Annotated in this window: 13 protein-coding genes and 1 pseudogene; 2 read left to right on the forward strand and 12 right to left on the reverse strand. The window is 54.6% G+C overall.

From position 1 onward, the window contains the following. The first annotated feature begins 3 nt into the window (after positions 1-3). Positions 4-243 carry an SDR family oxidoreductase gene (locus AB7M29_RS20090; protein ID WP_367616741.1) on the forward strand — a complete coding sequence of 80 codons (240 nt, stop codon included), beginning with the start codon at positions 4-6 and terminating at the stop codon, positions 241-243. Positions 244-353: 110 nt separating this feature from the next. Here AB7M29_RS20090 and AB7M29_RS20095 read toward each other — a convergent pair whose 3' ends face one another. The 12 genes and pseudogenes from AB7M29_RS20095 to AB7M29_RS20150 form a co-directional block, all read right to left on the reverse strand. Beyond that, positions 354-1,133: an SDR family NAD(P)-dependent oxidoreductase gene (locus tag AB7M29_RS20095; protein ID WP_217856227.1), complete on the reverse strand. Its 780-nt coding sequence runs from the start codon at positions 1,131-1,133 to the stop codon at positions 354-356. A 95-nt stretch (positions 1,134-1,228) separates the two neighbouring features. Beyond that, on the reverse strand, positions 1,229-2,158 hold the full coding sequence (locus AB7M29_RS20100; RefSeq protein ID WP_454247666.1) for a DMT family transporter: 930 nt from the start codon (positions 2,156-2,158) through the stop codon (positions 1,229-1,231). A 139-nt stretch (positions 2,159-2,297) separates the two neighbouring features. Beyond that, complete coding sequence (locus AB7M29_RS20105; protein ID WP_217856231.1) at positions 2,298-3,311, reverse strand: GlxA family transcriptional regulator; 1,014 nt, start codon at positions 3,309-3,311, stop codon at positions 2,298-2,300. 102 nt (positions 3,312-3,413) lie between these two features. Then, on the reverse strand, positions 3,414-4,412 hold the full coding sequence (locus tag AB7M29_RS20110; protein ID WP_454247667.1) for a 4-hydroxyproline epimerase: 999 nt from the start codon (positions 4,410-4,412) through the stop codon (positions 3,414-3,416). Positions 4,413-4,424: 12 nt separating this feature from the next. After that, positions 4,425-5,273, reverse strand: coding sequence for an ABC transporter permease (locus tag AB7M29_RS20115; protein ID WP_454247668.1), 849 nt, complete (start codon positions 5,271-5,273; stop codon positions 4,425-4,427). Then, on the reverse strand, positions 5,270-6,118 hold the full coding sequence (locus tag AB7M29_RS20120; RefSeq protein ID WP_454247669.1) for an ABC transporter permease: 849 nt from the start codon (positions 6,116-6,118) through the stop codon (positions 5,270-5,272). Before AB7M29_RS20120 ends, AB7M29_RS20115 begins: the two co-directional genes overlap by 4 nt. Beyond that, positions 6,115-7,233, reverse strand: coding sequence for a quaternary amine ABC transporter ATP-binding protein (locus AB7M29_RS20125; protein WP_217856239.1), 1,119 nt, complete (start codon positions 7,231-7,233; stop codon positions 6,115-6,117). The genes AB7M29_RS20120 and AB7M29_RS20125 overlap by 4 nt, the downstream gene beginning before the upstream one ends. Positions 7,234-7,308: 75 nt before the next feature. Beyond that, on the reverse strand, positions 7,309-8,160 hold the full coding sequence (locus AB7M29_RS20130; RefSeq protein WP_217856241.1) for a glycine betaine ABC transporter substrate-binding protein: 852 nt from the start codon (positions 8,158-8,160) through the stop codon (positions 7,309-7,311). Positions 8,161-8,228: 68 nt separating this feature from the next. Continuing rightward, complete coding sequence (locus AB7M29_RS20135; RefSeq protein WP_217856243.1) at positions 8,229-9,575, reverse strand: NAD(P)/FAD-dependent oxidoreductase; 1,347 nt, start codon at positions 9,573-9,575, stop codon at positions 8,229-8,231. After that, on the reverse strand, positions 9,572-11,089 hold the full coding sequence (locus AB7M29_RS20140) for an aldehyde dehydrogenase (protein WP_454247670.1): 1,518 nt from the start codon (positions 11,087-11,089) through the stop codon (positions 9,572-9,574). Before AB7M29_RS20140 ends, AB7M29_RS20135 begins: the two co-directional genes overlap by 4 nt. Beyond that, positions 11,082-11,993 (reverse strand): dihydrodipicolinate synthase family protein, encoded by a 912-nt coding sequence (locus tag AB7M29_RS20145; protein WP_454247671.1) that lies wholly within the window; start codon positions 11,991-11,993, stop codon positions 11,082-11,084. The genes AB7M29_RS20140 and AB7M29_RS20145 overlap by 8 nt, the downstream gene beginning before the upstream one ends. Continuing rightward, positions 11,990-12,133 (reverse strand): annotated as a pseudogene (locus AB7M29_RS20150) (GntR family transcriptional regulator); the annotation flags it as partial. The gene AB7M29_RS20145 and the pseudogene AB7M29_RS20150, both read right to left, overlap by 4 nt. Positions 12,134-12,738: 605 nt before the next feature. Here AB7M29_RS20150 and AB7M29_RS20155 point away from each other — a divergent pair. Further along, positions 12,739-13,974, forward strand: a complete 1,236-nt coding sequence (locus AB7M29_RS20155; protein ID WP_454247672.1) for an aromatic ring-hydroxylating oxygenase subunit alpha — start codon at positions 12,739-12,741, stop codon at positions 13,972-13,974. Positions 13,975-14,012: the final 38 nt, after the last annotated feature.

Genomic DNA, 14,012 nt, shown 5'->3' on the forward strand with positions numbered 1-14,012 from the left:
CGGGTGCACCTTTATTTGAAAATTCTTCGACACTGTACACCGCAAGATCTTTGGCGTACACGACATGTACATAGGCGTACATTTTCAAGACGCGAGATCGCAAAATCAAGTGAGCACGCCATCAATGCCGAGGATGTTGGCGGGATAGTCGTTTTCCTGGCCTCGGAATCATCGGCCTTTATCACCGGGCAAGTACTGGTGGTGGATGGGGGGCGCACGGCGAAACTGCCACTGCCGTTTTGATCGAATCAGCCCCACTTGCGACGGAGGGAGTCACTTACCCACCTCCGTCGCAGGTTGCGCGAAGCCAGACTCTGGCCCGCTGCAAAATTTTGCAGCAGGCAACGCATTCATTACTTGGGCGCTTTGTTCTCTATCAGGCAATTGCCACCATCGACCACCAGCAACTCACCGGTAATGTAACTGGACTCAGGTGAGGCCAGGAACGTAACGGCAGCAGCTACTTCTTCCGGGCGCCCTGCTCTACCAACCGGAACATACTTCGCTGCATTCACCTCCTCTGGGGTGCTTGATCCTGTGGCGATCCAGCCCGGCGCGACCGAGTTCACAGTAATTCCAAAGCGCGCGACCTCAAGGGCCAGGCTCATGTTCATACCCACCATTCCGGCTTTGGCCGCAGCATAAGCCGCTTCTCCTGGATTACCTGCCCGAGTCCCAGTCGTGGAACTGACGTTGACGATTCGGCCGTAGCGTCTGTTACGCATCCCCGGCAAGACTCCACGGGTCAGCAGAAAGGAGGTTGTCAGATTTCGAGCAATTGAAAGATTCCAACTGTCGACACTCATGTCCGCCAGATCGGCAAAAGGCTCCGGATGACCCTGCGCGGCCATGCCGGCATTGTTCACAAGAATATCGATTCGCCCCCATACCGATTCGGCCCAGGTAGTAAGTTCAAGAACTTGATCCTCTTCACTCAAGTCCGCCGTACGACCTTGCGCTTCAAATCCTGCGGTACGTAACTCCTCCACCCGATCATGGATGCGAGCGCTGCTGCCTGTGACGATTAACCTGACGCCCAGACTGCCCAGGCGCTTCGCAATCGCAAAGCCAATTCCACGTTCACTACCGGTGCCACTGATAAGCGCTACCTGACCACTCCAGTCCGCAACCATTGCATATTGCTCCTGTCGTCGGGGGATCAGTCCCTGAACTGATGGCAGTCTAGGAGAAAGAAATCAGCTGAGCCAACCAGCGTGGTACTGCATGTTCACGCCTTCGCTTTAATCGCATACAACCCCCCGATAAACACCAACGCTGCTCCGACAACTACCCAGGTATCAGGGCGCTCGGCAAAAACGATGACACCAATCAAAGTGGCGAACACCAGCAGCGCATAGTTGAAAGGCTGCAGGGTAGAAGCGGTTGCGTATTTCAGTGCTTGAATGAAGAGAATCTGAGCGATTACTCCCGTCAATGACAGGATCCCCATCAAGAGTCCCTGGGCCGGAGTCGGAGCAACCCAGACGGGTAGCCCCGCAAATGTGACCGTCAGGGCACCCACACCTGCCATAAAGAGCATGTTCGTCGCAAAGGAGTCGTGTTGGCTTATCCGGCGCGTCAGTACGTTGAACACCGCGAACGCCAAAGCTGCCAGCAGGGGAATCAGCGCCGCGAGTTCAAAAACGCCCGCGCCTGGTCGAAGGATGATCAGTGTCCCGGTGAACCCTATGGCGGCGGCAATCCAGCGCCGCAGACCTATGAACTCCCCAAGCACGGCCCCCGCCAATGCCAGTGCCATCAGCGGAAATACGGCATAGAGCGCATGCATTTCGGCCAGGCCCAAATATCGTAGCCCCACTGCAAACAGTATGGTTTCACCCACGGCTAACAGCGCTCGAATGATTTGGAGCCAAGGGTGCTTACTGCGAAATGACTCTTTGCCCCTACCTTGGTAGGCGGCATATCCGAGGGCAAAAACGACAAACACCCAATAGCGCATCATGACCAGTTGGGCAACCGGGAAGTCTTTGACAAGCACCTTGGTTAGTCCGTCCTGGCTCGCAAAGATAAGCATTGAAAGCAGGCATAAAAAAATCCCGAGTTGGGGCCTTGAGACCCCAGAACTAGCGGAAACGGTGAGCGTAGTTAAGTACGCCGTGTTTTTTGTTTGAGCGCTCTTCAATCGCACCTCGGTCATGCCCTCCTCCTTAACGTGTCAGCAACATCAGGTTTTGCAGCGTTTCACTAACGCATCCAGCACAAACAGCAACGCCACGAAGTCGTTAGCCCACCGTTGCGGTAAACACCGCAGTCATAAAGGTTTGAACAGGCGTTCTTTACTTCACCAGCCGCGTTTCTCTCGAAGGTCGGTAACCAAAATACGAGCTGTAGCATTTGCTGAAATGGCTCGGCGAAACGAAGCCGCATGCGACCAGCACATCAACCTGAGACAGCTCTGTGTGTTGAAGCAATCGCCGTGCTTCGGTAATGCGTAATTCCAGGTAATACCGTTGCGGTGTGCTACCCAGTTGTTCTTTGAACAAACGCTCTATTTGTCGACGGGAACGTCCGGCATAGGCCGCCAGTTGTTCCATTTGCAGCGGCTCTTCAAGGTTGGCGTCCATCAACTTGACCACCTCTTTAAGGGGGGCGCTCAACGAGATGTTCTGCGTTGGTTTGATGCGCCGATACCGCGACTCTTCGAAAGAAAGAATGTCTTCGATGCCTTCGACAAGCGCCTTGCCGTGCAGCCCCTTGATCCATTCCAGAGCCATGTGAAAAGCACCCGCTGGACTCGAAGCCGTGAGCCGGTCGCGATCCATGACAAATGCTTCACTGGTGACATGCGTGACTTTTGAAATTTCTGCGAGCGCGGGTCGGTGCTCGGGGTGAATCGCACAACGATACCCTTCAAGCAAACCTGACACGCCCAAAAACCACGCCCCATTCCACAGCCCGGCCAGTGTGATACCAAGTTCTGATGCCGTTTTGAGGATGCTGATCAGCTCGTGATTGACTTTGAGTTCGGTGCGGTAGCCGCCGCATATGACCAGCAAATTAAGGTCTTTGAGTGCTGCGACTTCCAAACGCGCATCCGGTCGAATGACCAGGCCAAGGTCGCTGGTGACCTCACCGTCTTGCAACCCAAAGGTTCGTGAAGAGAACGACGTGGGATGCAAAAGGTTGGCGGTGACAATCGTATCGAGTGCTTGCGTAAATGCAGGCAGCGAGAAGTGTTCGAGCAGTAAAAATCCTGCCTGGGCATGAGCCGTCGGCTCACTCCGAGTCTCTTCCAGATAGCGCAGGTTTTTACCTTTCATACACCCACTGAAATCTCGTCGTTCGATCACTTTACGCCTCGCTTCTTTACACTGACGAACGCGGCCATTGTGCAAACCACGGTTGAATCTGCGCGCCCAAAGAATCAACCGTTGGCGCCGTGAGCAAACTCTTTATGCGAGCTGAAAACCGTGGGCTAGAGGGTCTTTGTCATCAACGAAAATTGTGTTGTGACCTATCACCTCAGCCCAGCCGCTGACACTTGGATTCATGCCGTCGAAGGTTCCGACTTTTACCGACGCCTCAACCTTTCCTTCGTAGATCGTACCGATCAGACTTTCAAGTCGGTAAATGTCGCCGACGTTCAGCCGCCCCTTTGCGAAGAGCTGAGCCATTCGGGCCGAGGTACCGGTACCGCCAGGAGAACGATCAATAGCTTTATCACCGTAGAACACGGCACAGCGGCCATGCACGGTTCTGCTCTGTGGTTTGTCACACCAAATGATGTGATGAACACCACTGATTCTGCTGTTCTCTGGATGCACAGGGTCACAAATGTCCGAGAGCGCTGCGCGCAGTTTCTGGCTCAATCCCACAATGTCAGCCGTCGTCTGCCCTTCGAATCCAGTCCAGCACTCCTGTGGTTCGACCACCGCGTAGAAATTTCCGCCGTAGGCGATGTCCACCGTAAATGTTCCAACGCCAGGAACTTCCACCACCACATCAGCGCTGTGCAGGTAGCTGGCTACGTTGAACAAGCGAATCGACTCAACAAATTCGCCGCCCATGGTGTATTCGACATCGACCCGTCCCGCCGGTGTTTCAATGGCGAGTTTTCCCGGCTCACGAGGTGTCACCAAGCCCTCTTCAATGACCACGGTCGATAACCCGATGGTGCCCGCTCCACACATCGGCAGGCAGCCGCTGACTTCGATAAACAACGCACCGAAGTCGCAGTCATCACGTACCGTTGGATAGATAATGACGCCGGACATAATGTCGTGCCCCCTAGGCTCGAACATCAATGCGGTGCGTACCCAGTCGTGGTCACGTACGAAAATATCGCGACGTTCCGCCATCGACACGGAGGGCATCAGTGGTGCTCCGCCCGCTACAACCCGAACCGGGTTGCCGCACGCGTGCGAATCAATGCAAAAAAAGCTGCGTCTCATACTGATGCCCTTTCAAAGGAGTTTGCTGGGAGAGTGACGCTGCAACGCGCCCCGTGACAGTCGATCCAGCAGCAGCGCAATAGCGACAATGGCCAGGCCCGCTCGAAGCCCCAAGCCCATCTCCATCCTGGAGAGGCCACGGGTCACTTCAGCCCCCAGACCGCCCGCCCCCACCAGACCTGCCAGCACCACCATTGCCAACGACATGAGGATGCATTGGTTCAGGCCTACCAACAGCGTGGGTGCGGCAGTCGGCAGTTCAATTTTGAACAGAATGTCTTTAGGTGAAGCACCGGATGCCTGGCCCAGCTCAAGGAGATCCTTGGGCAACTGCTTGAAGGCCAGGGTCGTCAATCTGAGCATCGGCGGGATGCCGTAAACAATCGTTGCAATGATCGCGGGCACCCGTCCCAAGCTGAACAACATCACGGCGGGGATCAGGTAAACCCAAGGCGGCACGGTTTGCATGATGTTCAAAATCGGCAGCAACGCCTCATCTACTCGCTTCACCCGGGCCGCCAGAACCCCCAGCGGGAAAGCGATGGCCACCGAGATCAGGACCGCCACACTGACGAGCGCGATCGTCTGGATGGACGCGATCCAAAGGCCAGCGAACAAACAAAAAGCCAACATCACCGCAGCGAAAACAGCGACCCGTTTATTGGCAAAAAAGAACGCCGCAACGACGACAATACCGATGAACAAATACGGATGGGGAGCAAGCAGCGCTCCCTCCACTGCACCGAGTACCGTCTCAACGACCTGACTGATCCCTTTGAACAAGCCATGTAAATTCGTGTTCAGCCAATCAACGGCAGGCGCCAGGTAATCGCCTGGAGAAAATTGAATGTGCGTTGTCATTGAGAAGCCCCCACCCGCGTCTGTGCAGCGCTCTGCGCCAGACGATCCAGAATCATGGTCAGAATGACGATAGCGATGGCTGCGTTGATCGACTTGGCGATATCCAACGTACGAACGGACCCGTAAATCGCCTCGCCCAAACCGCCCGAACCTACAATGCCGGCAATGACGACCATGCCGAAGGCCATCATCAGGCTTTGGTTAACGCCGGCCATGATGCTGGGCATTGCGAACGGTAAGCGGATCTTGAAAAACATCTGCATTCCAGTCACACCGCTGGCATCTCCCAATTCGATGAATTCCTTGGGCGTCATGCGAATACCCAGGGAGGTCAGTCGTAGAGCTGGGGGAAGCGCGACGATGAAAGTCGCCAACAGCGCTGTGGCGGGGCCGTACCCGAGCAGTGCAATGGCCGGTAGAAGGTAAATGTAGGGCGGCATCGTCTGGATCAAATCCAGACAAGGATCAACCACCCGATCAAAGGCAGGTGCCAGCCCCGCGATGACTCCCAGCGGAATGGCGACAGCCAGTGCCAGGACAGTAGCTGTGAGCACCAGAGCAAGCGTGCTGACTGTCTCTGGCCACAAACCAATGACGTCGCAAAACAACAAGGCCAAACCTGCGAGAATCGCAAAGCGAACGCCAGCCATACGCCAACCAATCAACACCATGACAATCGCCACGGCGTAGTGCGGCGGATAGGCGACACACCACAGCACGCCTTCGTAAATGCCCTTCAGCACCGCATTGACGGCATCGAACACGAACTCACCATTATCCGAAAGCCATTCCAGCCCTGTATCAATGGATGCATCAAACTGACTGGAAAAATCCGGCGTGCTCATGCGGACGCCTCCATCGCATTGGCAATTGCTACGGGCGCCAATTCATTGGGAATACCTTGCACGCCCCGCAGCAAATCACGGGGGGTGATGATCCCCACCACTGTTCCGTTATCGACGACGGCAAGCGCGTCGCGCTCGGACTTCATCGTCAATCCGATAAGTTCATTGATATCGGCGTCAAGCGAGGTTTTGGTGAGCCTGGAGATGTCGCACGTCGGGTGCGCTGCCTTGTAGGCCTGGACCGACGTCATGACCGAGTGAGCCTTCACTAGATGCAGTCTGGAAATGCCGGCGACAAATTCCGCCACGTAATCGTCAGCCGGATTGAGCACGATCTCCTCGGCGGTGCCGACCTGAATGATGGCGCCATCCTTCATGATCGCAATGCGATCACCGATGCGGATAGCCTCGTCCAGATCGTGGGTAATAAACACCGCGGACTTGCCCAGCTCCTTGGTCAGTTGGCGGAACTCATCTTGCAACTGTCGGCGAATCAGCGGATCAAGCGCGCTGAATGGCTCATCCATTAAAATCACTTCTGGATCGGCAGTCAGCGCACGCGCCAGCCCGACCCGTTGTTGCATGCCGCCGGACAGCTCGCTGGGATAGCGCGAAGTCCACTCGCTCAGTCCAACCTTCGCCAGCGCCTGCTCGGCTACTTTGTAACGTTCAGCCTTGCCCACACCCTGCACTTCCAGGCCGAACGCGGTGTTCTCAAGAACCGTCCGGTTAGGCAGCAAGGCAACGCTTTGAAAGACCATACCGATGTGACGCGCCCTCACCTCTCGCAGCTGTGCCGGCGACAAGGATGAAACGTCTTTGCCTTTGACCAGCACCTTCCCCGAGCTAGGGGTAATCAGCTTGTTGAGCAACCTTATAAGGGTGGATTTGCCACTGCCGGACAAACCCATGATGCAAAAGATTTCCCCCCGGCGAACCTGGAGACTGACATCAGAAACCCCGACCACGCAGCCGTAGTTTTGCAGGATCTGGGTCTTTGAAAGACCCTGCTGGACAACCGCATCCATGGCTGCCGGTGCACTTTTGCCGAAGATTTTCCAAACCGACTGGCAATCCACCAGCACTTCGTCAGTATTAATTGTGGCCATCGTCATTTCGCAATCCATCGAACCAGTAGTTTGCTGGCTTCTCTAATTAATCAAAGGGCGGCAGTGGCAAACAAACAAAACTTAATAGTTCTTGATGTTTCCCCAACGATTTACAAGATCTGTATGACTATCAATCCAACCCTTGATAGCCTCGTCCATGGTCTTGCCATCCTTGACTTCAGCATTCATCGCGGTGATGTCCGTGATAGGCACATATACGCTGGCCATTAGTTCACGCGCACGCGGATTGGCTTCAGCGAAGCCTTTGTGTCCGATCCAGTAATAACCCTGCAATGGCGGGAAGACCCCTTTTGGATCTTTCAAGAATTTGAGATCAAATTTCTTGGTCATCCACGATGGATCCCAGACGGTTACCGCCACCCATTCTTTGCGGTCGACTGCCGACTTTAAAGCCGCGGTCATTGCCGAAGTACTGCCTTCGACCAGCTTGAGCTTGATGTCGTACGCTTTGACCACATTGTTAGCGTCACTCATCAAACCCGAACCAGGTTCGATGCCAATGATTCTGTTTCCCAGTTTGTCCGCGTTTGCATTCAGTTGTTCGATGGAGTCGATGTCTACGTAACTGGGTACTGCCATGCCCTGATAAAGACCAAAGGAGACCGGTGACAGCTTCTCGATTTTGTTCTTGTTCTTTTTCCAATAATCGGCGGCGGCATAATCAATCTGGGAGGCCAACACCTGAATATCCCCTTTGCTGAGTGCAGCGTAGGCGATACCCCACTCGGAAAATTCCACGACTTTTACGGTGTATCCTGCGTTCTCAAGTACTTTCTTGGTGATGCCAGTAATAGGCACCAAGTCCTCCCAAGACATGGTACCCATTACTATGTTTTTTTCTTCAGCGTGTGCTTGCAAACTCATCATGCCCACAAGCGCGAGCGCGCAGAATGCCTTCCAGATATGTTTCATGGATTATTCCGTTTTTATTAGTGACTTATTAAACGGCCTCTATAGAAAAAGCCGACAACTTAAACTTGTTAACCTTCTCGCCCGGCCCAAAACTCATGCCAACGAATGACCGAACTGACGCCCAGTTTCGTTATTATTTTGGGGGGTAGCCTGCTGGGTCCTGGTGCGTGACTGAAACTATCCAGAAAATCAGAACGTACACCCGAAGCCAATTCCGCCGCCATGACACCTGCCAGGGTGCTCTTGACCGTTCCCAACCCATTTTCGCAGCAAGCCGAATACAGGTTTTCTTCGATCTCGCCAAATGCAGCGGCGCTGTTGCGGCTCAAACACAGGCGGCCGGCCCAGCTGAACTCCAACGCAGTGGATTTCAATTCGGGAAAGCGGGCATCCAAGGAATGTCGCTGTTCTTTGGCCACCGCAGCTACCCGCTCTGGAGTGACCTGGATACTCGGGTCATAGGTGAACTTTGTCCGGATGACGATACGCGAGAGACCGTCTGAAGAGATCTTGCGAACGGTCGCGCCCATTGGATCCGCCGGCAACAATGCCCACTTGGCTTTGCCCGGCACCTCTTTCCTGAATTCATCATCACTGTACGCCGCCGTCATGGAAGCGTAAGTGAAGACGTGCAGCAGTCGTCCTTGATAATGGCCAAAGTCTTCAATGTGGCCGTTAACCCCCAGGATGACCTTGGGTGCGTGCACCGTCCCGTTATGAGATCGAGCGCTCCAACCGCTTCCCTGCTTGGTCAATTCAATAATCGGAGAGCGTTCGAACAGCGTGATTTTCCCTTCGAGCCCTGCTGCCAGGTCTCTAATGTATTGCGCGGGTTGAATCATCACTGCGCCGGGGGTGTAGATCCCACCGTGGTAATAGGTGGACCCGGTGATTTCGCGCATTTGCGCGGCATCTAACATCTCGAACTTCTCGCCAATGCGTTCAAGGGATTGAGCGTAATTGACGTTCAGCTTCAATCCCCGCTCAGTGGCGGCCGCGTTGATCTTCCCGGAAGGGTCGAACGTGTCGGCAGACATGCCGTACTCCCGCGCGGCTTCAGCGGCAAAAGCAATCGCAAAACGATTTTGCGTGATTTCCAGCGCCGTTGCAGACTCACTCGCCACGGAGTATTCCCCGGACGACAGACTGTGCGGCACATCGATCATGAAGCCAGAGTTTCTGCCCGCCGGGCCCTTGGCAACTTCATGCGCATCGACCACAACAATGCTGTCGCCAGGGTGCAGCTGTGAAAGTCTGCGAGCGGCGGAAAGGCCGGCAAAACCGGCCCCGATAATCAGCCAGTCCGCCGTCACGTTTCCATCAAGCATGCGGACAGGCGCAGTGCGTGCGGAAATCGCCTCCCAACCTGAAACCCCGGTGTCTACCGGCAGGCGCTTGATGGTATGGGTGCTCATTTTTCGGTCTCTTCATCCGACCGATCAGACACATCGATCCAGATGGTTTTGATTTCGGTGTACTGGTCATGGGCAAAAATCGATTTGTCCCGACCGCCGAACCCTGATTCCTTGTAGCCACCGAAAGGCGTCGATGCATCGCCCTCGCCAAAGCAGTTCACGGTGACAATGCCGGCGCGAATTTCACGCGACAACTTGATCGCCCGACGCAGGCTGCCGGTATAAACGGAGGCCGCCAGGCCGTATACCGTGTCATTGGCCAGCGCAATGGCTTCGGAGAGCGTGTTGAAGGAGGTGACCGAGAGAATCGGGCCGAAGATCTCTTCCTGGAACAGCCGGTTGTCTCGACCAACACCGTCAATCACCGTTGGCTCTACAAAGGCACCGTCTTTGGTCGCGCCACCGTAAACCACTTCAAGCTTTCCGGCGGCGGCGTGCTCAAGGTACGACTTCACTTTGGCAAAATGCTCAGGGCTGACCAGCGACCCTACGCGGTTTTCCGGATCGAGTGGGTCGCCCATCTTCCATTCGCGGATATAGGCGCCCATGCGCTCTAGCAGCTCGTCTTTAACAGACGCGTGCACGATCAGACGAGAAGTCGCGGAGCAGTTTTCGCCCATGTTCCAGAATGCGCCGTTGACGACATGCTGAGCGACGAGATCCAGGTCTTGCGCATCGTCCATCACCACGGCCGGGTTTTTCCCGCCGCACTCAAGCACGATGCGTTTCAGGTTCGAATCGGCTGCGTAATGCAGGAAGCGGCGACCGGTCGCGGTGGAGCCGGTGAAGCTCACCATGTCTACATCGTGATGCAAACCGATCGGCTCACCGACCTCTTTGCCCGTGCCGGTCACAATGTTGAGTACACCAGCGGGTATACCGGCTTCAAACGCCAGCTGAGCGACACGCAACGTGGTCAGCGAGGTTTGTTCAGCAGGTTTGACGATGACCGAACAGCCCGCAGCGAGCGCCGGGCCGATTTTCCACGCCAGCATCAGCAGCGGGAAGTTCCAGGGCAATACGCAGCCCACCACGCCAATCGGCTCACGGACAACCATGGTCAGCGCGTCGCTGCCCACCGGGGCGGTGTTGTCATAAATCTTGTCAATCAGTTCTGCGTGCCAGCGGATCGTGTGGATGGTGTCCGGGATGTCGACCAACTGACATTCACTGACCGGTTTGCCGCTATCGAGACTTTCGAGGACGGCCAGTTCGTGTTGATGGCTTTCAAGCAGGTTTGCAAACTTCAACAGAACCGCTTTGCGCTCCCGAGGAGAAACAGATCTCCAGCGTCCATCCTCAAAGGCCTCCTTGGCATTGCTCACCGCACAGTTGACATCATCGGACGAACAAGCTGCGACGTCGGTCAAAAAGTCACCGGTCGCCGGATTGTTCGTGGCGAAGGTTTTGCCAGAGATCGCGGGTTTAAACGCGCCATTGATGAACGCCTTGGATGGCAACGAAATGTCTTTGGCCAGCGCGGCATATTCGGCCTTGCTCAGAAGATCACCCATGGCTGGCTCCCGAAGAAATGTTGGCTACGTTACGTTTGAGTTCAGTAATGACCGACGCAAAACTCTGCTTTTCGTCCGCTTCAAGTGGCTGCAATGGCAGGCGCACGTTACCGACTTTCAATCCGGCAACTTCGCAGCCGTATTTGATCGACTGCACGAACTTGCCACCGTCCAGGGCATTCATCAGCGGCATCATTGCCGACATGATTTGACGGCCTTTGTCGAAGTTCTTTTCGATCACGCAGGCTTCATAAAGCGCAACGTGTTCCTTGGGCAGGAAGTTGGAACCTGCGCACACCCAACTGCGGGCGCCCCAGGCAAAAAATTCGAGCGCCTGGTCGTCCCATCCGCAGGACAAGGCGATGTTGGGGAATTGCCGGGCCAGCATATGCACCTGGCCCATGTCGCCGGAACTTTCCTTGATGGCGACGACGTTTTTCGATTGGCTGACATGCTTGAAATATTCTTCATCCATCGAAACGCACATGCGCCCCGGATAGTTGTAAAGCATGATCGGCAAGTCCGCTGCGCGATCGATAGTGAGCGCGTGAATCGCGTTTTCCTGTGAGGTTGGCAGCGCGTAAGGTGGTGACGTGACGAGAATGGCGTCCGCTTTGATCGATTTGGCATCCTTGGCGTACTGAACCGCATCTTCGGTGCGAATCGCCCCGGTACTGACGATCAGTTGCACCCGAGTGCCGATCACATCTTTGGCATAGGCTGCCAACTCGGTGCGTTCTTCCGAAGTCTGCGCATAATACTCGCCGGTCGACCCGCCGATAATGATGCCGTGCACCTTCGCCTCAATCAGCGACTCCAAAACTTCCGAGTACACATTCCAGTCAATCTCCCCATCAGAGTTATAAGGAGTTACTGCTGGCGTATAAATACCTTCAAATTTCAAGATAAATGCTCCGAATGCGAGTTAGGTGGAAGATCAACGAGCGCGTCAGCTTTGATGCCTTGAGGCGCGATAAAAATCTCCATGTTTTCACGGGACAGTTCCCAATGCTCAAACACGAGATCAACTGCGGCACTTTGGTTAACTGTTGAATCCAGACTGGCATGGGCCAAGAAGGCGGTCAATAGAGTGTATTTCCGCCGTATACATTTATAGATAGGGGCTCCAAGCGTCCTTAAAAATAATTTTCCCTTTGTTTTCAATGATTTGAAAATTTGTTCTCGGAGCCGCAACATCAATCGATAACATTTGTTTATGCATTGATCAGAGTAAATGTTTCTTGTTGATGCATGATTGCCGTCGTAGCCTTACAACAGCGATATTCTACCGACGAGTTGGATAAGCGAATTTCTCGTACATTCGTTCCATTAGTTAGGATCTGTTTGTCCGGGCTCGAATAAGGTGCTGTAGAAATATTGCTATTGATGCAAACATCGACATTACAGAAATGTCTGCATTAGTAAGGACTCGAACGAAATGAGTGCACGGATGGCACCACCATCCAAGAAGGCACATTTTTCGTAAGACGCTTCCTGGACGTGGCACAACGTTCCGGTTCGCGGATAGAAGCAGCACGGTTTGATGGGCTTGCATCCACAGACGGTTCTGCGAACTCAAGACCGTTTAGCCCCACCTCGTTGAGAAGGCAGAACGTGTCGCCCCCTTGGTATTTTGGAGTGTGTTGACCGTGAGCACTAAATCGGCAGTTTCAAATCTAATCGCGCAGCGCAAGCCTGACCACGCGCTACCAGGTGCCCTTTATAGCGATCCAGACGTTTACAGGCAGGATCTGGAACAGATCTGGCACAAAAGCTGGATCTTCGCAGGGCACACATTTGAGCTGGAGAAGTCGGGTCAGTACCTGTCGCTGCAAGTCGGCGACTACCCCGTCGCGGTCGTCCGTGGCGCAGACAAACAGATTCGGGCCTTCCACAACTCCTGCCGTCATCGCGGTTCCAAGGTGTGCCCGGAAGCCAGCGGTAAGGTCGCCAAGCTGGTGTGCCCTTACCACAAATGGACATTCGAACTGGATGGCCGCCTGCTGTTCGCCGGGAACATGGGGGACGATTTCGACAAGTCTCAGCATGGTTTGAAACCCGTGCATTGTGAGGTCGTCGAAACCTACATCTATGTGTGCGTCGCTGACGTCGCTCCAGACTTTTCTTCGTTCAGAAAATCCGTCACCCCTTTCGTTGCGCCTCATAACCTGGATGACTGCAAAGTCGCGTTTGAGTCGAACATCATTGAGAAAGGCAACTGGAAACTGGTTTTCGAGAACAACCGTGAGTGCTACCACTGCGATTGTACCCACCCGGAATTGATGCACTCATTCGTGGACAATCCATCAGTGGGCGGGGCTGGCGGTGATGAGGATCTCGAACTTAAAGAGCATTGGGACCGCTGCGAAGCGGCAGGCCTGCCTAGCCGATTGGTCATGGACGAGGATGGCCGCTTCCGAATGACGCGCATCCCACTGTTTTCAGGGGCCGTCAGCTACACAATGGATGGCAAGCCAGCGGTATCGGGCCGCTTGGACACAACCGGTGAAGCTAACATCGGTGCTCTGCTTTACTTCAACTACCCATCGACCTGGAACCACTTTCTGGGCGATCACGCGTTGAGCTTCCGCGTTCTACCCATCGGTCCGAACGAGACGTTGGTCACTACAAAATGGATCGTCAAGAAGGACGCGCAGGAAGGTGTCGACTACGACATCGATCGCCTGACCAAGGTTTGGCTTGCAACCAATGACCAGGACCGCACCTTGGTGGAAGGTGCTCAGGTAGGGGTTAATTCACCTGCTTACGAGCCAGGCCCCTTATCGGTGGCCAGCGAAATTGGCGTGTGCCAGTTTGATGATTGGTACTGCAAAACGATGCTTGAGCAGCTCAATGACACGATCCCGTTAAGATCTGTCGGCTAAGTGCAACACTGCCGGTGGTGAGAACCACGAATGATCAC

Source organism: Pseudomonas sp. F-14 TE3623, from assembly GCF_053629015.1.

Bases quoted from the DNA above. Each gene is read 5' to 3' on its own strand.
- AB7M29_RS20130 (WP_217856241.1), bottom strand. From the start codon at position 8,160: ATGAAACATATCTGGAAGGCATTCTGCGCGCTCGCGCTTGTGGGCATG.
- AB7M29_RS20095 (WP_217856227.1), bottom strand. From the start codon at position 1,133: ATGGTTGCGGACTGGAGTGGTCAGGTAGCGCTTATCAGTGGCACCGGT.
- AB7M29_RS20120 (WP_454247669.1), bottom strand. From the start codon at position 6,118: ATGAGCACGCCGGATTTTTCCAGTCAGTTTGATGCATCCATTGATACA.
- AB7M29_RS20135 (WP_217856243.1), bottom strand. From the start codon at position 9,575: ATGAGCACCCATACCATCAAGCGCCTGCCGGTAGACACCGGGGTTTCA.
- AB7M29_RS20125 (WP_217856239.1), bottom strand. From the start codon at position 7,233: ATGACGATGGCCACAATTAATACTGACGAAGTGCTGGTGGATTGCCAG.
- AB7M29_RS20115 (WP_454247668.1), bottom strand. From the start codon at position 5,273: ATGACAACGCACATTCAATTTTCTCCAGGCGATTACCTGGCGCCTGCC.
- AB7M29_RS20110 (WP_454247667.1), bottom strand. From the start codon at position 4,412: ATGAGACGCAGCTTTTTTTGCATTGATTCGCACGCGTGCGGCAACCCG.
- AB7M29_RS20100 (WP_454247666.1), bottom strand. From the start codon at position 2,158: ATGACCGAGGTGCGATTGAAGAGCGCTCAAACAAAAAACACGGCGTAC.
- AB7M29_RS20140 (WP_454247670.1), bottom strand. From the start codon at position 11,089: ATGGGTGATCTTCTGAGCAAGGCCGAATATGCCGCGCTGGCCAAAGAC.